This window comes from Mycobacterium canetti CIPT 140010059, from assembly GCF_000253375.1.
Taxonomy (GTDB): domain Bacteria; phylum Actinomycetota; class Actinomycetes; order Mycobacteriales; family Mycobacteriaceae; genus Mycobacterium; species Mycobacterium tuberculosis.
On the sequence record NC_015848.1, the window covers coordinates 360,435 to 383,552 of the forward strand.

Genomic DNA, 23,118 nt, shown 5'->3' on the forward strand with positions numbered 1-23,118 from the left:
ATGGCCGCGCCCATCTGGATGGCTTCGCCGCCGGAGGTACATTCGGCGTTGCTTAGCAATGGTCCGGGCCCGGGGTCGCTAGTGGCGGCTGCCACGGCCTGGAGCCAGCTGAGTGCCGAGTATGCCTCGACGGCAGCAGAACTCAGTGGGCTACTGGGGGCGGTACCTGGTTGGGCATGGCAGGGGCCCAGCGCGGAGTGGTACGTGGCCGCGCATTTGCCATATGTGGCGTGGCTGACGCAGGCCAGTGCGGATGCGGCAGGAGCAGCGGCCCAGCACGAGGCCGCCGCGGCGGCCTACACCACTGCCTTGGCAGCCATGCCGACATTAGCGGAGTTGGCCGCCAACCACGTGATTCACACCGTGTTGGTGGCGACGAATTTCTTTGGGATCAACACGATTCCCATCACGCTCAATGAGGCCGATTACGTGCGCATGTGGTTGCAGGCGGCCGCCGTCATGGGTCTTTATCAGGCGGCTTCGGGTGCGGCGCTGGCTTCGGCGCCGCGCACCGTCCCGGCGCCGACGGTTATGAATCCAGGTGGCGGTGCGGCCAGCACTGTCGGGGCGGTCAACCCCTGGCAGTGGCTCTTAGCGTTGCTTCAACAGCTCTGGAACGCCTACACGGGTTTCTACGGGTGGATGTTGCAGCTCATCTGGCAGTTCCTGCAGGATCCCATTGGTAACTCGATCAAGATCATCATCGCCTTCCTCACGAATCCCATTCAGGCACTGATCACTTACGGGCCGCTGTTGTTCGCGCTGGGCTACCAGATTTTCTTCAACCTGGTCGGCTGGCCGACCTGGGGCATGATCTTGAGCTCGCCGTTCTTGTTGCCGGCCGGGCTCGGGCTGGGCTTGGCAGCAATAGCCTTTCTACCTATTGTGCTTGCGCCCGCGGTGATTCCGCCGGCGAGTACTCCGCTGGCTGCTGCCGCCGTCGCCGCCGGGTCGGTGTGGCCGGCGGTCAGCATGGCCGTAACGGGGGCGGGCACCGCTGGGTCTGCGGCGCCCGCGGCGGGCGCGGCTCCGTCTGCGGGCGCAGCGCCGGCCCCGGCAGCTCCCGCGACCGCCAGTTTCGCCTATGCGGTGGGTGGCAGCGGTGATTGGGGGCCGAGCTTGGGGCCGACGGTAGGTGGTCGCGGTGGTATCAAGGCGCCGGCCGCTACGGTTCCGGCGGCGGCCGCGGCGGCGGCAACTCGTGCGCAGTCGCGCGCGCGGCGGCGCCGGCGGTCTGAATTGCGGGACTACGGCGACGAGTTCTTGGACATGGATTCCGATAGCGGTTTCGGCCCCTCGACGGGCGACCACGGCGCGCAGGCCTCCGAACGGGGGGCCGGGACGCTGGGATTCGCCGGGACCGCAACCAAAGAACGCCGGGTCCGGGCGGTCGGGCTGACCGCACTGGCCGGTGATGAGTTCGGCAACGGCCCCCGGACGCCGATGGTGCCGGGGACCTGGGAGCAGGGCAGCAACGAGCCCGAGGCGCCCGACGGATCGGGGAGAGGGGGAGGCGACGGCTTACCGCACGACAGCAAGTAACCGAATTCCGAATCACGTGGACCCGTACGGGTCGAAAGGAGAGATGTTATGAGCCTTTTGGATGCTCATATCCCACAGTTGGTGGCCTCCCAGTCGGCGTTTGCCGCCAAGGCGGGGCTGATGCGGCACACGATCGGTCAGGCCGAGCAGGCGGCGATGTCGGCTCAGGCGTTTCACCAGGGGGAGTCGTCGGCGGCGTTTCAGGCCGCCCACGCCCGGTTTGTGGCGGCGGCCGCCAAAGTCAACACCTTGTTGGATGTCGCGCAGGCGAATCTGGGTGAGGCCGCCGGTACCTATGTGGCCGCCGATGCTGCGGCCGCGTCGACCTATACCGGGTTCTGATCGAACCCTGCTGACCGAGAGGACTTGTGATGTCGCAAATCATGTACAACTACCCCGCGATGTTGGGTCACGCCGGGGATATGGCCGGATATGCCGGCACGCTGCAGAGCTTGGGTGCCGAGATCGCCGTGGAGCAGGCCGCGTTGCAGAGTGCGTGGCAGGGCGATACCGGGATCACGTATCAGGCGTGGCAGGCACAGTGGAACCAGGCCATGGAAGATTTGGTGCGGGCCTATCATGCGATGTCCAGCACCCATGAAGCCAACACCATGGCGATGATGGCCCGCGACACGGCCGAAGCCGCCAAATGGGGCGGCTAGCTCGCGCTACATGGATGCAACACCCAACGCCGTCGAGCTGACGGTCGACAACGCTTGGTTCATCGCTGAAACCATTGGGGCGGGGACCTTTCCGTGGGTGCTGGCGATCACGATGCCCTATAGTGATGCCGCCCAGCGGGGTGCGTTCGTCGACCGTCAGCGCGACGAGCTGACCCGGATGGGGCTGTTATCGCCGCAGGGTGTTATCAACCCTGCGGTCGCCGACTGGATCAAAGTGGTGTGCTTCCCGGACCGCTGGCTTGACCTGCGTTATGTGGGGCCGGCCTCGGCCGACGGCGCCTGCGAGCTGCTACGTGGCATCGTCGCGCTGCGCACCGGCACCGGTAAGACCTCCAACAAGACCGGAAACGGTGTTGTTGCGCTGCGTAATGCGCAGCTGGTCACGTTCACCGCGATGGATATCGACGACCCCCGGGCGCTGGTTCCGATTCTTGGTGTCGGTTTGGCGCACCGGCCGCCGGCGCGATTCGACGAGTTCAGCTTGCCGACGCGGGTGGGCGCGCGGGCCGACGAACGGCTGCGGTCCGGCGTGCCACTCGGGGAAGTCGTTGATTATCTGGGTATTCCGGCGTCCGCGCGGCCGGTGGTGGAGTCCGTCTTCTCGGGGCCGCGCAGCTACGTCGAGATCGTCGCCGGGTGCAACCGCGACGGCCGGCACACCACCACCGAGGTCGGCCTAAGCATCGTCGACACCTCGGCGGGCCGGGTGTTGGTGAGTCCGTCGCGGGCATTCGACGGCGAGTGGGTCTCCACCTTCAGCCCTGGGACACCGTTTGCGATCGCCGTCGCGATCCAAACACTGACCGCGTGCTTGCCAGACGGGCAATGGTTCCCGGGGCAGCGGGTGTCGCGGGACTTCTCCACCCAATCCTCGTAATCAGAAACCAGAAAGTGAGCACGATGTCCCAGGAACGGTCCCGCTGATGTCCGGCACCGTCATGCAGATCGTCCGCGTCGCCATTCTTGCGGACAGCAGGTTGACCGAGATGGCCCTGCCCGCGGAGTTGCCACTGCGCGAAATCCTGCCCGCGGTACAACGCTTGGTGGTTCCCTCGGCGCAAAACGGCGATGGTGGCCAAGCCGACTCCGGCGCTGCCGTGCAACTGAGTTTGGCGCCCGTCGGCGGGCAGCCGTTTAGCTTGGATGCCAGCCTGGACACCGTCGGTGTCGTCGACGGTGATCTGTTGGTGTTGCAGCCGGTGCCCGCCGGTCCGGCCGCGCCGGGCATCGTCGAAGACATCGCCGACGCCGCGATGATCTTTTCGACGTCGCGGTTAAAGCCCTGGGGCATAGCGCATATCCAACGAGGAGCGCTGGCCGCGGTGATTGCCGTGGCTCTGCTGGCTACCGGTTTGACGGTGACCTATCGGGTTGCCACCGGTGTGCTGGCCGGGCTGCTGGCGGTGGCCGGGATCGCGGTGGCTAGCGCGCTGGCCGGATTGTTGATCACCATCCGTTCGCCACGTTCGGGTATCGCGCTGTCGATCGCCGCGCTGGTCCCCATCGGCGCGGCCCTGGCGTTGGCGGTGCCAGGAAAGTTCGGGCCGGCGCAGGTATTGCTGGGTGCAGCTGGGGTAGCCGCATGGTCGCTGATCGCGCTGATGATTCCCAGCGCCGAACGGGAACGCGTCGTCGCCTTCTTCACCGCAGCGGCGGTGGTCGGGGCGTCGGTGGCGCTGGCGGCCGGTGCGCAATTGCTGTGGCAGCTGCCGTTGTTGAGCATCGGCTGCGGGCTGATTGTGGCGGCGCTGTTGGTCACCATCCAGGCGGCTCAGCTTTCCGCACTGTGGGCGCGGTTCCCGTTGCCGGTGATCCCGGCGCCGGGGGATCCCACCCCGTCGGCCCCGCCGTTGCGCCTGCTGGAGGATTTGCCTCGGCGGGTGCGGGTCAGTGACGCCCATCAAAGCGGCTTCATCGCCGCGGCCGTGCTGCTCAGCGTGTTGGGGTCGGTGGCCATCGCGGTGCGCCCAGAGGCGCTCAGCGTTGTGGGCTGGTATCTGGTGGCGGCGACTGCGGCCGCGGCCACCCTGCGCGCGCGGGTGTGGGATTCGGCCGCATGCAAGGCGTGGCTGCTTGCTCAGCCCTATCTGGTAGCCGGGGTCCTGTTGGTGTTCTACACCGCGACCGGACGCTATGTCGCCGCGTTCGGCGCGGTGCTGGTGCTAGCCGTGCTCATGCTGGCCTGGGTTGTGGTGGCACTGAACCCGGGCATCGCTTCGCCGGAGAGCTACTCGCTGCCGCTGCGCCGGCTGCTGGGTTTGGTCGCCGCCGGGCTGGATGTTTCGCTGATCCCCGTCATAGCCTACCTGGTCGGATTGTTCGCTTGGGTGCTCAACAGATGATCCGTGCCGCATTTGCGTGTCTGGCGGCGACCGTGGTCGTTGCGGGGTGGTGGACGCCGCCGGCGTGGGCGATCGGGCCGCCGGTGGTGGACGCCGCCGCGCAACCGCCCAGCGGAGACCCGGGACCGGTGGCGCCGATGGAACAACGCGGTGCGTGCAGCGTCTCCGGTGTTATCCCGGGCACCGATCCAGGCGTACCGACGCCCAGCCAAACGATGCTGAATCTGCCTGCGGCTTGGCAGTTTTCCCGGGGTGAGGGCCAGCTGGTGGCGATCATCGACACCGGGGTGCAGCCGGGCCCGCGACTGCCCAACGTCGATGCCGGTGGTGACTTCGTGGAGTCGACCGACGGGCTGACCGATTGTGACGGGCATGGCACCCTGGTCGCCGGAATCGTCGCCGGCCAGCCCGGTAATGACGGCTTCTCTGGTGTGGCGCCGGCGGCGCGGCTGCTGTCCATCAGGGCGATGTCTACGAAGTTCTCACCGCGCACATCGGGGGGCGATCCGCAGCTGGCGCAGGCCACACTTGACGTCGCGGTGCTGGCCGGTGCCATCGTTCATGCGGCCGACCTTGGTGCCAAGGTGATCAACGTCTCCACGATCACCTGCCTACCCGCCGATCGGATGGTCGACCAGGCCGCGCTCGGCGCGGCGATCCGGTATGCGGCGGTGGACAAGGACGCGGTGATCGTGGCGGCCGCGGGAAACACCGGAGCGAGCGGATCGGTCAGCGCGTCGTGTGATTCCAACCCGTTGACCGATCTGAGCCGCCCAGACGATCCGCGGAACTGGGCGGGCGTCACCTCGGTGTCCATCCCGTCGTGGTGGCAGCCCTACGTGTTGTCGGTGGCGTCGCTCACATCCGCCGGGCAGCCATCGAAATTCAGCATGCCCGGGCCGTGGGTGGGCATCGCCGCACCCGGGGAAAACATTGCGTCGGTGAGTAACTCAGGCGACGGCGCCCTGGCTAACGGACTGCCCGACGCCCACCAGAAACTGGTGGCTCTCAGCGGCACCAGCTACGCGGCCGGCTATGTCTCCGGGGTGGCCGCGCTGGTCCGCAGCCGCTATCCCGGGCTGAACGCCACCGAGGTGGTGCGCCGGCTGACCGCCACCGCGCACCGCGGCGCCCGAGAGTCCTCCAACATCGTCGGCGCCGGCAACCTGGACGCGGTGGCGGCCCTGACCTGGCAACTGCCCGCCGAACCCGGGGGCGGTGCCGCACCGGCCAAGCCGGTCGCCGATCCGCCGGTCCCGGCGCCCAAAGACACCACACCGCGCAACGTCGCATTCGCCGGAGCAGCCGCGCTGAGCGTGCTGGTCGGGCTCACAGCCGCGACTGTCGCGATAGCGCGCCGACGAAGGGAGCCCACCGAATGAACCCGATCCCTTCTTGGCCCGGCAGGGGCCGGGTCACGTTGGTGCTGCTGGCGGTGGTGCCTGTAGCGCTGGCCTACCCCTGGCAATCGACACGCGATTACGTGCTGCTGGGCGTGGCCGCCGCCGTCGTGATTGGGCTATTCGGCTTCTGGCGCGGGCTGTATTTCACCACGATCGCGCGCCGCGGGTTGGCAATCCTGCGCCGCCGACGCCGGATTGCCGAGCCCGCAACGTGCACGCGCACAACGGTGCTGGTGTGGGTTGGGCCGCCGGCATCGGATACGAACGTGCTGCCGCTGACGCTGATCGCCCGGTATTTGGACCGATACGGCATCCGCGCCGACACGATTCGCATCACCAGCCGCGTCACCGCATCCGGCGACTGCCGGACCTGGGTCGGGTTGACGGTGGTCGCCGACGATAACCTGGCGGCGCTGCAGGCCCGGTCAGCGCGCATCCCCTTGCAAGAGACCGCGCAGGTCGCGGCGCGCCGGCTCGCTGACCATCTGCGCGAAATCGGTTGGGAGGCTGGTACGGCCGCACCCGACGAGATCCCAGCGTTGGTGGCTGCGGATTCTCGCGAGACGTGGCGCGGAATGCGGCACACCGACTCGGATTACGTTGCGGCATATCGGGTCAGCGCCGATGCCGAGTTGCCCGATACGTTGCCCGCGATCCGGTCGCGTCCGGCGCAGGAGACCTGGATCGCGCTGGAGATCGCATATGCCGCCGGGTCATCAACCCGCTACACGGTGGCCGCTGCCTGCGCATTGCGGACCGATTGGCGGCCTGGCGGCACCGCACCGGTGGCCGGCCTGCTCCCGCAACACGGAAACCACGTGCCAGCCCTGACAGCCTTGGATCCGCGATCCACCCGCCGACTCGACGGGCACACCGATGCGCCTGCCGACCTGCTGACCCGGCTGCACTGGCCTACTCCTACCGCCGGCGCCCACCGGGCACCGCTGACCAACGCCGTCAGTCGAACATGAGGCCCTGCAGGAACACGGTCATCCGCCGCAGATAGTCCAACTGGCTCACATGCAGCAGGTGGCTGCCGGGGAACCAGTGCAGCGCACAGCGATCCCACTGCTTCCACAGCGTTACCGCGTGCTCGGGTGGAGCCATTCGATCGCCAAGGCCGGTGATGATCATCCGCCGGTCCTTAGGTAGCAGCGGCCGATAGTTCAGTGGGCCGTGGTAGGCCAGCCCGGCGATCAGCTCATCACGGCTGATGTTGGTTAGCCGCAGTCCTAGCTTGACGAGCTTATTGGCCGGAAACCATTCGTCGAACAGCTTGGCGGGCATGACGACGGGGCAGTTGGGGATGACAGCCTCAAGCCGACTTTCGACCGAAGCCAGCAGCGCAGACGTGTAGCCCCCCAGGGATATACCCGTCAGGGCGATACGGTCGACGCCGATGTGGCGCAGGTAGTCCACGATGGAACGAAAGTCATACACTGCCTGCGCCATCGCCTCGGCGAAGCCGCTCAATCCGCTAGTGAAATAGCCGAAACCGCTAAACGGCGAGAACTTTTCGGCCCGCTGGCCGTGAAACGGCAACGTGTACAGCAAAACGTCGTAGCCGGACCGGTAATACCAAGGCAGCGAAAAGAACAGCCCGTTGAGCAAGTATGACGATCCCATGAAGCCGTGGATGACGCACAGCGTAGGACGCGGGCCGTCGCGGTGGCGCCAGTGCTGCGCGTGCACAATGTTGTTGGCGGTCAATGCACTCCACCGCTGGCGCATCGTGGGGTTGATCGCCCGGAAGCCGCTGGCAAATGCGATGTTGTCCACGGCGCCGCGCGCAACCCATTCGGTGAGCGGGCTGGCCGGCCGCGAGGTGACCTTGGGCAATTCCGTCGGCGCCGGAAAGGACTTCGCCGGATCATGCGCTGCCGCAAGTTCGGCGTAGAAGTTCAGGTTGCTGCGCTCGCTGCCTTCGTTGACGTGACGTAGTGCGTTGGCGACAACGGCCGGAGTCACCGTCGCGGACAGCACCGACGCGACCGCGGTGCGCAGCGCGACATCGGCGATCGCCGAAGACTCGACGAGTATCCGCTGGCGGGCCGACAGCACCGAGCGCGAGGGCAGGCCCTCGGCGCCGGCATCCGCGCCGGGGACGTCGGGAATGGGGACGGGCGGACCGATCGCGTCGGCAGTGAACGTCCCTGACATCTCGGACATCAATGTCGATGGTAATCGCCAATGTGGCTGACCGCTGAAGGTTTCGACTGTATCGTCAATTTCTCACTCGGTCGAGCGCTTGTCCAGGAGCACGTACATGTGGGATCCCGACGTCTACCTGGCTTTTTCGGGTCATCGCAACCGCCCGTTCTACGAGTTGGTGTCACGGGTGGGTCTCGAGCGGGCGCGCCGCGTGGTCGACCTGGGGTGCGGGCCCGGCCACCTGACACGCTACCTGGCACGACGATGGCCCGGCGCGGTGATCGAGGCTCTGGACAGCTCACCGGAGATGGTCGCTGCCGCGGCCGAACGCGGGATCGACGCCACCACCGGTGACCTGCGGGACTGGAAACCAAAGCCCGACACCGATGTGGTGGTGAGCAACGCTGCGTTGCATTGGGTGCCTGAGCATTCCGACCTGTTGGTCCGGTGGGTCGACGAGCTGGCGCCGGGATCATGGATCGCTGTTCAGATCCCCGGCAACTTCGAGACGCCGTCGCACGCCGCGGTACGGGCGTTGGCCCGCCGCGAGCCGTATGCAAAGCTAATGCGCGACATACCTTTTCGTGTGGGCGCGGTGGTCCAATCTCCGGCGTATTACGCGGAGCTGCTGATGGACACCGGCTGCAAGGTCGACGTGTGGGAGACCACGTACCTACACCAGCTGACCGGCGAGCACCCGGTGTTGGACTGGATCACCGGAAGCGCGCTGGTCCCAGTGCGTGAGCGGCTCAGCGATGAGAGCTGGCAGCAGTTTCGGCAGGAGCTCATTCCGCTGCTGAACGACGCCTACCCGCCACGGGCCGACGGTAGCACCATCTTTCCCTTCCGGCGGCTGTTCATGGTCGCCGAAGTTGGTGGCGCGCGCCGCTCAGGTGGGTAGCCCCAGCCGCGGCGCCTCCGCTCGGTACCGGTCGACCCACTCATCAGAGCGCTGGTTGGCCTGCCGTTCCAGCATCGGTGCGGGCGCCAGTTTGGGATCCTGGCCGATGGCGTCAAGCACACTGGCCACAATCGCGGTCAGGTTGCGCCATAACACCGGGTAGGCGATATCGATCGGATCGATGCCTTCCTCGGCAAACCAAGCGCGCCAGCCGTTTTCCTGATCGCGCAGATTCCTGATGATGTGGGCGATGGCACCGGCGTGGTAGACGGCCTGCGAGTCGCGCTTGGGGTCCGGATGGCCCCGCCAAACCTGGGTTTGCACGGCGCGCCAGAACGACACCGCTTGTGACACCACATCGGGCCGGTGGACGTGCACGAAAACCGGTTCGTTGCCAATGACGTCGCGGATTGCCGCGCGCAAGCCATCCCCGGAGCGATCCGGCAATTGTGCTGCGCGTTGCTGCAGCAGCGCAGTCTGATTCCACATCAACTTGCCGCCCCAGACGCCGTTGGGCGTGCGACCGGAGGTGCGGACGTGCTCACGCCAGGCAACCGGCGTCGCGGTGTCCGGTGTACCGGGGTCCAGCGGATCGAGCAATTGCAGGATCGTGTCATCGTCGACCCCAGCGAACCACTCCCGGGGCTGGGGGGCCATCCCGGTGCTAGGCAGGTATTGGAAGAACTCCTGTGGTTCCCCGGCACAGCCCGTCGCGCGCAGCGATTCCACCAGCAGCGTGCTGCCGCTGCGTTGGGTGGCGAGCACCAGATACGGTCTCACAGCGCGGGACATCCGATGAGCCTAGCTGCAGTGTTCGTCGATGCCGCGGTCGGCGGCGATCGCTGACCGGCCCGTTGGCGTCTTGCGGTGGATCCGCAGATACGTTTCGGTGTAGCGCTCGGCGATGCGGGAACCGGCGAAGTCCGACGGAATGACGTCGGCCGTGCGCTGTCGCCAATCATGCAGTCGCACGGCCAGATCGGCCGCGATCGCGGCCACGCCCTGGGTGCTGTCGTCGCCGGCTAACAGGTTATTGGTCTCGGTGGGATCGGCGCGCAGATCATAGAGTTCCCGCTCCGGGCGGGGCGCCTTGACCAACGGTGCGACGGCCATGCCGGCCGGGCTTTCCTGGATATCCCACGGTAGGTCCAGCAGCGGCCGGGGCGCGTAATTCTCGATGTAGCTGTATTCCTTGGTGCGGATTGCCCGAATCGGATCGAACGAGTCGTGATAGGTCTTGGCGGTGTATACGTGGTCACGCACCGCAGCGTTTTCAGTGTCCGGCGCGAGGAGGGCCGGTGCGTGTGACACACCCTCGACATCGGCGGGTACCTCGAGTCTCAGCAGGTCCAATAGCGTCGGAACCAGATCGACGCCGCTGAAAAGCTCGTCATAGACGCGAGGCGCCATCGCCCGGCGAGTGGGCGGGCGGATGATCAGCGCGATACCGGTTCCGGCGTCATACAGTGTGGACTTCGCCCGCGGAAATGCCGGACCGTGATCGGTGACGAACACCACCCAGGTGCTGGCGTCTAGGCCGGTATCGGCCAGTGTGTCAAGTAGCCGGCCAACCGCCTCGTCGGCTGTGGCGATAGAACCGTAGAACTCGGCGACGTCTTGGCGCACCGCGGGGGTATCGGGCAGATAGTCGGGCAGCTCGACGGCCGCGCTGTCGGCCGGCCGGTAGCGCTCATGCGGATAGGGCCGGTGGGTTTCGAAGAAGCCGGCGGTCAACAGGAACCGTTGTCCGTCTAACGCGGGCACGCGATTATGCAGCCAGTCCTGGGCTTTGGCGACCACGTATTCGCAGTAGGAGTTCGACACGTCGAATTCGTCGAAGCCCAGCCGCTTTGGGTAGGACGTCTCATGCTGCATACCGAAAAGAGCTGAGTACCAACCCGATTCGGATAGCAATTGCGGTAGGGTTTGGACCCCGGTGCGGTATTCCCAGCCGTGATGGGCCAGGCCGACCAACCCGTTGCTTTGCGGGTAGCGGCCGGTGAACAGCGAGCCCCGCGATGGTGTGCACAGCGGCGCGGTGGCATGTGCCCTGGTGAACAGGATGCCCTCGGCGGCAAGCCGGTCCAGCCGCGGGCTGTAGACGTCCGGATGGTGGTAGACGCCGAGATAGCGCCCCAGGTCGTGCCAGTGCACGATCAGCAGGTTCTCGCGCTGCCCTGTGGCACGCTCACTCGTCACCTTTGTCACCTCTCCAGCGAACCGCACCCGGCGCCGAAGCCGGACAATAGAGCCTATACGTCGCGAGGCACTAGATACGCCACCGATGATGGCGGTAGGCTCGCTGATTGAATCGCGGCGACGGCGTAGGCGTGTTGTGTCTTGGCGTCCAGGAGTCACGAGTCGACGGGAGGTTCCCGTGTCCTTTGTGATCGCACAACCGGAGATGATCGCGGCGGCGGCCGGTGAGTTGGCCAGCATCAGATCGGCGATCAACGCGGCCAATGCGGCGGCCGCGGCCCAGACCACCGGAGTCATGTCGGCGGCCGCCGACGAGGTGTCTACGGCGGTTGCCGCGCTGTTTTCCTCGCATGCCCAGGCCTATCAGGCCGCCAGCGCGCAAGCGGCCGCTTTTCACGCCCAGGTGGTGCGGACCCTGACCGTGGACGCGGGAGCGTATGCCAGCGCCGAGGCCGCCAACGCCGGGCCGAACATGCTGGCCGCGGTCAACGCCCCCGCCCAGGCGCTGTTGGGGCGCCCACTGATCGGCAACGGTGCCAACGGGGCGCCGGGCACCGGGCAGGCCGGCGGCGACGGTGGGCTGTTGTTCGGCAACGGCGGCAACGGCGGGTCCGGCGCACCCGGACAGGCCGGCGGGGCCGGCGGGGCGGCCGGGTTCTTCGGCAACGGTGGCAACGGCGGGGACGGCGGGGCCGGAGCGAACGGCGGCGCCGGCGGCACCGCCGGCTGGTTCTTCGGCTTCGGCGGCAACGGCGGGGCCGGCGGGATCGGTGTGGCCGGGATCAACGGCGGTCTCGGCGGCGCCGGCGGCGACGGCGGCAACGCCGGGTTCTTCGGCAACGGCGGCAACGGCGGCATCGGCGGGGCCGGCGCGCCCGGCGCGAACGCCGTCAACCCCGGCCTCGCAGCCCCGGTCACCCCGGCGGCCAATGGCGGCAATGGCGGCACCTCGATCACAAGCGATCCGCCCCCCAACGGTGGCAACGGCTTCGACGGCGTTGCCGTGGGGCAGGCCGGCGGCGCCGGCGGCGATGGCGGCAATCACGCGGCCAACAGCCAATTCACCTCGAACACAGGCGGCAGCGGCGGCGCCGGTGGCGCCGGTGGGGACGGCGCACCCGGCGGCAACGGCGGCTACGGCGGCAACGCCCAGTCGAGCTTATTGAACAACGTTGGCGGCAACGGTGGCGCCGGCGGCGCCGGTGGCGCCGGTGCGCCCGGCGGTGCCGGCGGCAACGGCGGGAGCGGCTTTGGCAGCAGCTCCACCGGCGGCGACGGCGGCAAGGGCGGCGACGGCGGCATCGGTGGTGCCGGCGGCCCGGGCGGTAATGCCGGCGCCACCAGCTCGGCCGTCACCGCCACCGCGCATCCCGGCAACGGCGGCGCCGGCGGCGCCGGCGGCGACGGTGTCAGCGCGGTTGGGACGGCCGGCGCGGGCGGCCGTGGCGGGACCGGTGGTCATGGCGGGCTGTGGATCGGCAACGGCGGCGACGGCGGCGCCGGAGGTGTCGGCGGGGTCGGCGGGTCCGGCGCGGCCGGCGCCGTGGGCGGCCACGGCGGGACCGGCGGCGCCTCCACCGGTACCGCCCCGATCACCGGTGGCCAAGGCGGCAACGGCGGAGACGGCGGGGCCGGCGGGGACGGGGCGCCCGGCGGGGACGGCGGTGCCGGTGGCGACGGCGGCGGACGCGGGCTGATCGGCCAATTCGGGGCCGGCGGCGTCGGAGGGGCCGGCGGTGCCGGCGGGGCCGGCGGGGCCGGCGGGGACGGTGGCGGGGCCGGCGTCGGCGGTGTCGGCGCCGCAGGTGTCGGCGCCAGCGGTCAGGGGGGTGCCGGCGGCGACGGCGGGGACGGCGGTGCCGGCGGGAAAGGCGGGGCCGGCGGTAGCGGCGGCGTCAACGGCGCCACCGGCGCCGACGGCGCCACCGGCGCCCAGGGCAGCAACGGCAACACCGGCTAGAGACAGATTCACCGAGGCTGTAGATACCGTGGTCCGCACTCGCAATGCAGCGCGCCACCCACAGCCTCGATGACACGGCCACCGGGAGCCGGACCCCTGATGTTCTGACGGGCTGCTCCAGGCGTCGGATCTTCCTCATCTGTTCCACGTGTACCGGGCACTGACCGATATACAAAGTGCCCGCTTCCGAGCGACAGCCACGTTTGTCGCGCGGAGGCGGGCACAACGCACATCCCTGCCGCGCCGAGACGGGTGAGGCGGGTGAGACAATAGGGAAACGTGCAGCGTGCGCAGCGGGGCGCCCGGACTATCCCCTGAAGAAGCCCGACAGGCTGGTGCCGAAGTTGGCGATGCCCGAGACAAACGACGCCGTCGCGAGATCCAGCGCGCTGGCGTTCAACCAGCCCGAGATGGTGTTGCCCACGTTGGCGACACCCGATCCCAGCGCGCCGGTATTGAGGTAGCCCGACAGGCCGGCACCGGAGTTCACGAATCCCGATACGCTTCCGGCGCCGCTGTTGAAGAAGCCCGACGACGGGCCGCCAGTGAGGTTGAAGTAGCCGGGGGTCACCGGAATGCCCAACAGCGGCAGGCCGATCAGGCCCTGATAGTCGCCACTCACCAAGAAGCCGTTGCTGTAGCTGCCGGTAATGAACGCACCGGTGTCCACATCGCCCGTGTTCGCCACGCCCGTGCTGTAGTCACCGGTGTTGAGGTAGCCCGTGTTGCCACTGCCCGGGTTGAAGCCGCCGGTGTTGAAGCTGCCCGGGTTGAAGCTGCCGGTGTTGAGGTCCCCGGGGTTGAACACGCCCGTGTTGGTGCTGCCCGCGTTGCCGATGCCGGTGTTGAAGCCGCCCGAGTTCGCGAGACCGAAGTTGCCGGTGCCGGTGTTAAAGATGCCGACGTTGCCGGTGCCCGAGTTGAAGAACCCGATGTTTCCGCTGCCGGAGTTGAACAGCCCGATGTTGTTGCTGCCCGAGTTGAGGCTGCCGATCCCGATCTGGCCGTTGCCGGTGAGCCCGACGCCGATGTTGTTGTTACCGGTATTCGCGAAGCCGATGTTGTAGCTGCCGGTGTTGGCAAAGCCCAGGTTGTCGCTGCCGAAGTTCGCGAAGCCGATGTTGTAGCTGCCGGCGTTGCCAAAGCCCAGGTTGTCGTCGCCCAGATTTGCCAAGCCGATGTTGTAGCTGCCCAGGTTCGCCAAGCCGATATCGAAGATCCCGGTGTTGGCGATGCCGATGTTGTTACCGCCGATGTTGACCCCGCCGAAGTTGAGGTCGCCGAGGTTGCCGATGCCCAGGTTGGAGTCGCCGGTATTAACGAAGCCGATGTTGACGCTGCCCAGGTTCCCGATGCCCGCGTTGAGGCCGCCCTGGTTTGCGACGCCGAAGTTCAGCGTCAGGTTGCCGGTGTTGTCGAGGAACAGGCCGGCCAGGTTGGCGCCGATGTTTGCGATGCCCGAGCCGAAGGCGGGCGTCGCGAGGTCCAGCGTGCTCGTGTTGTAGACGCCCGAGATGGTGTTGCCCAGGTTCGCCAGACCCGACTGCAGCGCGCCGAAATTCAGTAGGCCCGAATTGCCCAAGCCGCCGGCGTTAAAGAAGCCCGAATTGCCAGCGCCGAAGTTCCCGAAGCCCGACATGTTGCCGGCGCCGAAGTTCCCGAAGCCCGATACATGGCCGGCGCCGGTGTGGAAGAAACCCGACGACGGGCCGGTGGTCGAGTTGCCGAAACCCGGGGTACCACCGATGCTGATGCCGATGGGGATCGGGCCGAAGCCGCCGGTGCCAACCATGCTGATGGTTTGCTGAATGGGCGAATCGATGGCGATGACTTGATTGACGTCGATCGTGATGGGGCCGATCATCTCGTTGACAAGCACCGCCGCAGGACCAAGCAAGACTCGTATCTGGAAACCGGGAATGGTGAAACTGTTTGGCGTGGTGGCGACGACGGTGCCGGTGATGGGTATGTCGATTGGAACACTCAAGTCGTAGCGGTAGGGGATTTCGGGAATGGTGATCGTTGTGGAAAGGCCAATCAACCCCTGGTAGTCACCTCGCCAGAAGAACCCGTTGCTGTAATTGCCGGAGATGAACGCGCCGGTGTTGACGTTGCCCGTGTTGGCCACACCCGTGTTGTAGTCACCCGCGTTGAAGTAGCCCGTGTTGTAGTCACCGGAGTTGAAGCTGCCGGTGTTGTGATCGCCGAGGTTGAAGCTGCCGGTATTGGTGCTGCCAGTGTTGAAGCTGCCGGTGTTGATGCTGCCGGTGTTGCCGACGCCGGTGTTGACGTTGCCCGGGTTGAACAGGCCCGTGTTGGTGCTGCCCGTGTTCCCGAGGCCGGTGTTGAAGCTGCCCGAGTTTGCGATGCCGAAGTTTGCGGTGCCGGTGTTTCCGATGCCCACGTTGCCGGTGCCCGAGTTGAAGAATCCTACGTTTCCGTCACCGGAGTTGAACAAGCCGATGTTGTGGCTGCCCGAGTTGAAGCTGCCGAACCCGATCTGACCGGTGCCGGTGAGCCCGATGCCGATATTGCCGCTACCGGTGTTGGCGAAGCCGATATTGGCACTGCCGGTGTTAGCAATGCCGATATGGTAGTTGCCCGAGTTGGCGAAGCCGACGCTGTAGTTGCCCAGGTTTGCCAAGCCAATGTTGTGGTTGCCCACGTTTGCGAAACCGACATTGAAGATTCCGGTGTTCCCGATCCCGAAGTTAGAGCCCCCGAGGTTTGCCAAGCCGACATTGAGGTTGCCGAGGCCGGCCAAGTCGAGGATCGTCGTGCCGGCGCCGCCCTGCAGCAGGCCGGCGATGTTTGCGAGGCCGGAGCCGAAGGCCGGCGTCCCGAGGTCCAGCGGGCTCGTGTTGTAGATACCCGAGATGGTGTTGCCCACATTCGCCACACCCGATCCCAACGCGCCGACGTTGAGCAAGCCCGAGACTCCTGAGGCTGCCGACGCAAGGTTCCACAGGCCCGATGTGTTGCCGCCGACGTTGCCGAACCCGGATGCGGTGCCGGCGCCGGTGTTGAAGAAGCCTGACGACGGGCTGGTGGTCGAGTTTCCGATGCCCGGCGCTGCCGGAATGTCGATGATCGGGATGGTGATGGGGCCGAGGCCGGCGGTGGCGCTGATGTTGATCGCGGTCGTGGGTCCGCCCACGGCGATCGCGAACGTGGGAACGCTGAGCACGAAGCTCGGGACAATGATGGGACCGATGTCCGGCTCGGTATGGATGTGAAAGCTAAACGCGAAGGATTCGAAGCCGATGATGGGGATAGTGAAATTGTCCACCACGAGGTCGGTGAAACTGCCGGTGATCGGTATGTCGATTGGGATATTGACGTCCAAGTGCGCCGGAATCTCCGGAATAGTCAGCGCGTAGGAGTAACCGATCAGGCCCTGGTAGTCGCCCCGCCACAAGATGCCGTTGCTGTAGTTGCCGGAGATGAAAGCGCCGGTGCTGACGTCGCCCGTATTCGCGATGCCGGTGTTGTAGTTCCCGGTGTTGAAGTGGCCGGTGTTGGTGTTACCCGCGTTGAAGCCGCCGGTGTTGAAGCTGCCGGTATTGAAATTGCCGGTGTTGAAGTTACCGGGGTTGAAGCCGCCGGTGTTGCCGTCGCCCGAGTTGAACAAGCCCGTGCTGGTGCTGCCCGAGTTGCCGATGCCGAAGTTTCCGGTGCCGGTGTTGCCGATGCCGAAGTTCCCGGTGCCCGAGTTGAAGAAGCCGATGTTTCCGTCGCCCGAGTTGAACAAGCCGATGTTTCCGCTGCCCGAGTTCAGAGCGCCGATCCCGATTTGGCCGGTGCCGGTGAGCCCGATGCCGATATTGTTGCTGCCGGTGTTGGCAAAGCCGATATTGTTGCTGCCGGTGTTGGCAACGCCGATGTTGTAGCTGCCTAGGTTGGCAAAGCCCAGGTTGTCGTCGCCGAAGTTTCCGAAGCCGATGTTGTAGTTGCCCAGATTCGCCACGCCGACGTCAAAGATCCCGGTGTTGCCGAAGCCGGCGTTATTGCTGCCCAGGTTTGCCAGCCCAAGGTTCAGAGTCATCGTGCCCATACCGTCGCGCATGAGACCGGAGGCAAAGGCCGGCGTCACTAGGTCCAACGCGCTCGCGTTGTAGAAACCCGAGACGGTGTGACCCACGTTAGTCACACCCGACCCCAGCGCACCGACATTGAGATAACCCGAAATCCCTGAGGCGCCGGCGACCACGTTCAAAAAGCCCGACGCGCTGCCCGCTCCGGAGTTGAAGAAGCCCGACGACGGACTAGTGGTCGAGTTGCCGAAGCCCGATGTCGCGGGAATGTCGATGATCGGGATGGTGATGGAGCCGATACCGGCGCTGGCGGTGATACCGATCGAGGTGGTGGGTCCGCCCACGGTGATCGCCGCCGTGGGCAAGGTGATATTGATGGTCGGGATGATGATGGGGGTGAAGTCGATATTATTTTCGGCAGCTACGATGCTGAAGCCCTGGAGGGTGACGACCCCGGCGTCGATGTTGATGGGTATATGTATCGGGATGTCGACGCCAAAGGTTAGGGCGATTTCGGGAATCGCTAGCGCCGCGTGCAAGCCAATGAGGCCCTGATAATTTCCACTCCACAAGAACCCGTTGCTGTAGCTGCCGGAGATGAAGGCGCCGGTGTCAACATCGCCGGTGTTTCCGAGTCCCGTGTTGTAGCTGCCTGGGTTGAAATCCCCGGTGTTGGAATCGCCCGGATTGAAGCTGCCGGTGTTGAAGCTGCCGGTGTTGCCGATACCGGTATTGACGTCGCCGGAGTTGAAGAAGCCGGTGTTGGTGCTGCCGGTGTTTCCAAGCCCGAAGTTTGCGGTGCCGGTGTTGCCGATGCCGACGTTTCCGTTGCCCGAGTTGAAAAAGCCGATGTTTCCGCTGCCCGAGTTGAACAAGCCGATGTTTCCGCTGCCAGAATTCAGGGAGCCGAACCCGATCTGGCCGTCGCCCGTGAGCCCAATGCCGATATTGTTGCTGCCGGTGTTCGCGAACCCGATATTGTTGCTGCCGGTGTTGGCGAAGCCCAGGTTGTCGTTGCCCAAGTTTCCGAAGCCGACGTTGTAGCTGCCGAGGTTTCCGAAGCCCAGGTTGTCATCGCCCGCGTTTCCGAAGCCGATGTTGTAACTGCCCAGATTTGCCAAACCGATGTCGAATATTCCGGTGTTTGCGCCGCCGATGTTGTTGCCACCGATATTGGCGCTGCCGAAGTTGGCGCTGCCGAGGTTTGCAAAGCCGATGTTGTAGTCGCCGAGGTTTGCAATGCCGACGTTGAGGGTGCCGTGGTTTGCCAAGCCCAGGTTGAGGACCATGGTGCCCGTGCTGTCGCGCAGCAGGCCGGCGATACTGGTGCTGATGTTGGCCAGGCCTGAATTGAAGGCCGGCGTCGCGAGGTCCGACGTGCTGGTGTTGTAGAACCCCGAGACGGTGGTGCCCACGTTCGCCAGACCTGATCCCAGGGCGCCGACGTTGAGGAGCCCCGACGCCCCCGAGGTCGCGGAGGCCAGGTTCCAAAAGCCCGAATTGGCGCCGCCGAAGTTGCCGAAGCCCGAGGCGCCGCCGGCGCCGGTATTGAAGAAACCTGACGACGGGTTGGTGGTCGAGTTTCCGAAACCTGGCGCCGCCGGGATACTGATGAGCGGGATCCTAATGGCGCCACCGCCAGTTATGGTGATCGCGGTATTCGGCCCTCCTATGGCGACTGTCGTCGTGGGGCCGACAACCGTGATGTTCGGAATGGTAATGGGGCCAAAGTGGGCTCGCTGGCCCGCTATTGACGAAAGGACGATATCGCCGGTGGGCGGAATCGTGACGCCCATAAGGGTGATGTTGCCGGCCGAGGCGGTGATCGGGATATCGATGGGAATATTCACGCCGAGGCTTATGGGGAGAGGCATATCGATCACCAGGTTGAGGCCGACCAGGCCCTGGTAATCGCCGCTTAAGAACAACCCGTTGCTGTAGTTTCCGGTGATGAAAGCCCCGGTGTCAACGTCGCCGGTGTTGGCGATGCCGGTGTTGTAGTTGCCAATGTTGAGGTAGCCGGTGTTGGTATTGCCCGGATTGAAGCCACCGGTGTTGAAGCTGCCGGTGTTGAAGCTACCGGTGTTGAAGCTGCCCGGGTTGAAGGCGCCCGTGTTGACGTCGCCGGAGTTGAATAGGCCGGTATTGGTGTTGCCGGTGTTTCCGATGCCAGTGTTGAAGCTGCCCGAGTTTGCGATGCCGAAGTTGCCGCTGCCGGAATTGAAGAATCCGATGTTGTTGCTGCCCGAGTTGAACAAGCCGATGTTTCCGCTGCCCGAGTTGAAGCTGCCGAACCCGATCTGTCCGTTGCCCGTGAGCCCGATGCCGACATTGTTGCTGCCCGTGTTCCCAAAGCCGACATTGTTGCTGCCGGTGTTCGCAAAGCCGATGTTGCCGCCGCCCGCGTTAGCGAAACCCAGATTGTCGTTGCCGACGTTGCCGAAGCCGATGTTGTAGCTGCCGAAGTTGCCGAAGCCCAGGTTGTCGTCGCCAAGGTTTCCGAAGCCGATGTTGTAGCTGCCCAGGTTCGCCAGGCCGACATCGAAGATTCCGGTGTTCCCGATGCCGACGTTGTTGTGGCCGATGGTGGCGCCGCCGAAGTTAAAGCCGCCGAGACTTGCGAAGCCCACGTTGAGGTTGCCGTGGTTGGCCAAGCCCAAGTTAATAGCCGCAGTACCCGCGCCGTCGCGCAGCAGGCCGGCAATATTGGTTCCGATATTTGCCAACCCGGAGTTAACGGCGGGCGTCGAGAGGTCCGACGTGCCCACGTTGTAGATACCCGAGATGGTGTTGCCCACATTCGCCACACCCGATCCCAGCGCGCCGACGTTGAGGAAGCCCGACATTCCCGACGTTGTGGAGACCAGGTTCATAAAGCCCGACGTGGCGCCCCCGAAGTTGCCGAAGCCCGAGGCGCTGCCAGCGCCGCTATTGAAGAAGCCCGACGACAGTCCGCCGGTCGAGTTGCCGAAGCCTGGAGTCGCTGGAATATGGATAATCGGGATGTTGATGGCGTCGACGCCCACAGTGGCGCCGATATTGATCGCGGTAGTGGGTCCACCCACCATGACCACAGGTGTGGGACCGGTTATCCGTATCACTGGGACGGTGAAGGGGTCGATATCGACGGGTCCGAAAAAAATAACAGTGACGGCTGTGTTCGGTGGAAGATCGAGCCCGCTGTATACGATGTCCGTGAAGCTGGCGGTGATCGGTATGTGAATCGGGATATTCACGTCGACGCTCACAATCGGGATTTCGGGAATGTCGACGCCGATGGCGAGGTCGATCAGACCCTGGTTGTCGCCCCGCCACAGAAGGCCGTTGCTGTGGTTGCCGGAGATGAAAGCGCCGGTGTTGATATTGCCGGTGTTCGCCATGCCGGTGTTGTAGTCGCCGGTGTTGAAGTAGCCGGTGTTGTAGTTACCTGCATTGAAGCCACCGGTGTTGACGCTGCCGGTGTTGACGCTGCCGGTGTTATAGCTGCCCGGGTTCAAGCTACCCGTGTTGAGGTCTCCGGAGTTGAACAAGCCCGTGTTGGTGCTGCCCGCGTTCCCGATGCCGAAGTTTCCGGCGCCCGAGTTTCCGATGCCCCAGTTTCCGGTGCCCGCGTTTCCTATCCCGAAGTTTCCGCTGCCCGAGTTGAACAATCCGATGTTTCCGTCACCCGAGTTGAACAAGCCGATATTGTGGCTGCCCGAGTTCAGGCTGCCGAACCCGATCTGGCCGCTGCCGGTGAGCCCGATCCCGATATTGTTGCTGCCGATATTCGCAAAACCGATATTGTTGTCACCCGTGTTCGCGAAGCCAAGATTATTGCTGCCGGTGTTCGCAAAGCCGATGTTGTAGCTGCCCGCGTGGGCGAAGCCCAGGTTGTCGCCGCCTAGATTGCCGAAGCCAATATTGTAGTCGCCCAGGTTTGCCAAGCCCACATTGAAGATTCCGGCGTTTGCACCGCCGACATTGTTGCCGCCGACGTTTGCCAACCCGAAGTTAAGGGTCATGGTGCCCACGCTGTGGTGCAGCAGGCCGGAGTTAAAGGCTGGCGTCGCCAGATTCGACGTGCTCGTGTTGTAGAGACCCGAGATGGTGTTGCCAACGTTAGCTACACCCGATCCCAGAGCGCCGACGTTCCCGAAGCCCGAAAGTCCCGAGGTTGCCGAGGCCAGGTTCCAAAAGCCCGAAGCGCCGCCGCCGAAGTTGCCGAAGCCCGAGGCGGTGCCGGCGCCAGCGTTGAAGAAGCCCGACGACGGGCTGGTGGTCGAGTTCCCGAAGCCCGGGGCCGCCGGAATCTTGATGAGCGGGATGCTGACGCCCCCCACCATGCCGGTGAGGTTGCCGTCGATCGTGGTGGTTGGTCCGCCCACGGTGATCGTCACCGTGGGAAGGGTGAGCGTGGATTGCGGGAGCTCGACCGGGCCGTAGTAAACAACGAAGGGAACAATGGATGTGAAGGGCAAACGCATGCCCGGAATCGTCATCACGCTTCCGGGCATGACCATCACCTGATGTATCGGCATGCTGAATAGCTGCGCGTTTATCGGAATGGCGGGAATCTCGAGGGCGATATCGGCACCGATCAGGCCTTGGTAGTCGCCCCGCCACAAGACGCCGTTGCTGTAGTTGCCGGCGATGAAGGCGCCGGTGTTGACGTTGCCGGTGTTGGCCACTCCAGTGTTGTAGTCGCCGGTGTTGAAGTAGCCGGTGTTGTAGTTACCTGCGTTGAAGCTGCCGGTGTTGTAGTTGCCGGTGTTGAAGTTACCGGTGTTGTAGCTGCCCGGGTTGAAGCCGCCGGTGTTGACGTCGCCGGTGTTGAACCAGCCGGTGTTGGTGCTGCCCGTGTTGCCGAGGCCGAAGTTTCCGGTGCCGCTGTTTCCGATGCCGAAATTGCCGGTGCCCGAGTTGAACAACCCGACGTTTCCGCTGCCGGAGTTGAACAGGCCGATGTTGTGGCTGCCCGAGTTGAAGCTGCCGAACCCGATCTGTCCGTTGCCGGTGAGCCCGATGCCGACATTGTTGCTGCCCGTATTCCCAAAGCCGACATTGTTGCTGCCGGTGTTCGCAAAGCCGATGTTGTGGCCGCCCAGGTTGGCCAAACCCAGGTTGTCGCTGCCCAGGTTTGCAAAGCCGAGGTTGTAGCTGCCCAAATTGCCGAAGCCGACGTTGAACACGCCGACGTTTCCGTTGCCCACGTTGTTGGCGCCGACGTTTGCCAAGCCGAGATTGAAGCCCGCCGCGCTCGGGGGGCCGGCAGCGGCTGCCGCGGCGCTGGTCAGCCGCTCCGATAGGCCCGCCAGCTTCTTCAGCTGCTGGGTGAACGGCATCAACGCGGAGACGGCCGCCGACGCTCCAGCGTGATAGCCAACCATCGCGGCCACATCCTGGGCCCACATCCGCTCATAGGCGGCCTCGGTGGCCGCGATCGCCGGAGCGTTGAATCCCAGCAGATTCGAGCTCACCAGCGACACCAGCACGGCGCGGTTGGCCGCGACGATCGCCGGATGCACCGTCGCTGCCCGCGCCGCCTCGAACGTGGCCACGGCTACCCGTGCCTGAGCGGCGGCCTGCTCAGCCTGGGCCGTTGCCGAAATCAACCAGCCCAGGTAGGGGGCTACCGCGCGCGCCATCGCAACCGCCGCGGGGCCGCGCCACGCCGCATCCGCCAGGCCCGAGGTCACCGACCCAAACCACGACGCCGCCACCGCCAGTTCGTCGGCTAGTCCGTCCCAGGCCGCCGCGGCCGCCAACATCGGCCCCGATCCGGCCCCGAGATACATCCGTAACGAATTGACCTCGGGCGCCGACACCACGAAATCCATCCGTCATACCCGTTCGTCAGCTGGCCGTCGGAGGTACGTTCAGGCTAATCAATCGTCTACTACTCGACTAGCCCGTGAACGGGT

General features: G+C 65.4%; 13 protein-coding genes. 9 read left to right on the forward strand and 4 right to left on the reverse strand.

Features of this window, described 5'->3' with window-relative positions; translation table 11 throughout:
* Genes MCAN_RS01555 through eccE3 form a run of 7 tightly spaced genes read left to right on the forward strand, consistent with a single transcriptional unit; the run spans position 1 to position 6,941 of the window.
* A complete protein-coding gene (locus MCAN_RS01555; protein WP_014000157.1) occupies positions 1–1,542 on the forward strand; it encodes a type VII secretion system ESX-3 target PPE4 in 1,542 nt (513 codons plus the stop codon).
* 48 nt (positions 1,543–1,590) lie between these two features.
* Complete coding sequence (esxG, locus tag MCAN_RS01560; protein WP_003401503.1) at positions 1,591–1,884, forward strand: type VII secretion system protein EsxG; 294 nt, start codon at positions 1,591–1,593, stop codon at positions 1,882–1,884.
* A 29-nt stretch (positions 1,885–1,913) separates the two neighbouring features.
* Positions 1,914–2,204, forward strand: coding sequence for a type VII secretion system effector EsxH (esxH, locus tag MCAN_RS01565; RefSeq protein ID WP_003401514.1), 291 nt, complete (start codon positions 1,914–1,916; stop codon positions 2,202–2,204).
* 10 nt (positions 2,205–2,214) lie between these two features.
* Complete coding sequence (gene espG3, locus MCAN_RS01570; RefSeq protein ID WP_003401521.1) at positions 2,215–3,102, forward strand: type VII secretion system ESX-3 associated protein EspG3; 888 nt, start codon at positions 2,215–2,217, stop codon at positions 3,100–3,102.
* 46 nt (positions 3,103–3,148) lie between these two features.
* Positions 3,149–4,567, forward strand: coding sequence for a type VII secretion system ESX-3 subunit EccD3 (eccD3, locus tag MCAN_RS01575; RefSeq protein WP_014000158.1), 1,419 nt, complete (start codon positions 3,149–3,151; stop codon positions 4,565–4,567).
* Complete coding sequence (gene mycP3 / locus MCAN_RS01580; protein WP_003401528.1) at positions 4,564–5,949, forward strand: type VII secretion system ESX-3 serine protease mycosin MycP3; 1,386 nt, start codon at positions 4,564–4,566, stop codon at positions 5,947–5,949. The genes eccD3 and mycP3 overlap by 4 nt, the downstream gene beginning before the upstream one ends.
* Positions 5,946–6,941: a type VII secretion system ESX-3 subunit EccE3 gene (gene eccE3, locus MCAN_RS01585; RefSeq protein ID WP_003401533.1), complete on the forward strand. Its 996-nt coding sequence runs from the start codon at positions 5,946–5,948 to the stop codon at positions 6,939–6,941. Before mycP3 ends, eccE3 begins: the two co-directional genes overlap by 4 nt.
* On the opposite strand, the gene MCAN_RS01590 is transcribed toward eccE3, so the two are convergent.
* Positions 6,928–8,130, reverse strand: a complete 1,203-nt coding sequence (locus MCAN_RS01590; RefSeq protein WP_014000159.1) for an alpha/beta fold hydrolase — start codon at positions 8,128–8,130, stop codon at positions 6,928–6,930. The genes eccE3 and MCAN_RS01590 overlap by 14 nt on opposite strands.
* A 106-nt stretch (positions 8,131–8,236) precedes the next feature.
* Here MCAN_RS01590 and MCAN_RS01595 point away from each other — a divergent pair, with 106 nt between their 5' ends.
* Positions 8,237–9,022, forward strand: coding sequence for a trans-aconitate 2-methyltransferase (locus MCAN_RS01595; RefSeq protein ID WP_003401538.1), 786 nt, complete (start codon positions 8,237–8,239; stop codon positions 9,020–9,022).
* Here the strand turns inward: MCAN_RS01595 and stf0 are convergent.
* Both stf0 and MCAN_RS01605 read right to left on the reverse strand, forming a co-directional pair.
* Positions 9,011–9,814 carry a trehalose 2-sulfotransferase gene (gene stf0 / locus MCAN_RS01600; RefSeq protein ID WP_003401540.1) on the reverse strand — a complete coding sequence of 268 codons (804 nt, stop codon included), beginning with the start codon at positions 9,812–9,814 and terminating at the stop codon, positions 9,011–9,013. The two genes, MCAN_RS01595 and stf0, sit on opposite strands and share 12 nt — an antisense overlap.
* Before the next feature lie 9 nt (positions 9,815–9,823).
* On the reverse strand, positions 9,824–11,221 hold the full coding sequence (locus MCAN_RS01605) for a sulfatase family protein (protein ID WP_014000160.1): 1,398 nt from the start codon (positions 11,219–11,221) through the stop codon (positions 9,824–9,826).
* A gap of 178 nt (positions 11,222–11,399) precedes the next feature.
* Between MCAN_RS01605 and MCAN_RS01610 the strand changes: the two genes are divergently transcribed.
* Entirely contained in the window at positions 11,400–13,181 is a 1,782-nt protein-coding gene (locus MCAN_RS01610) for a PE family protein (protein ID WP_014000161.1), read from the forward strand.
* Positions 13,182–13,488: 307 nt separating this feature from the next.
* On the opposite strand, the gene MCAN_RS01615 is transcribed toward MCAN_RS01610, so the two are convergent.
* Positions 13,489–23,034, reverse strand: a complete 9,546-nt coding sequence (locus tag MCAN_RS01615; RefSeq protein ID WP_014000162.1) for a PPE domain-containing protein — start codon at positions 23,032–23,034, stop codon at positions 13,489–13,491.
* Positions 23,035–23,118: the final 84 nt, after the last annotated feature.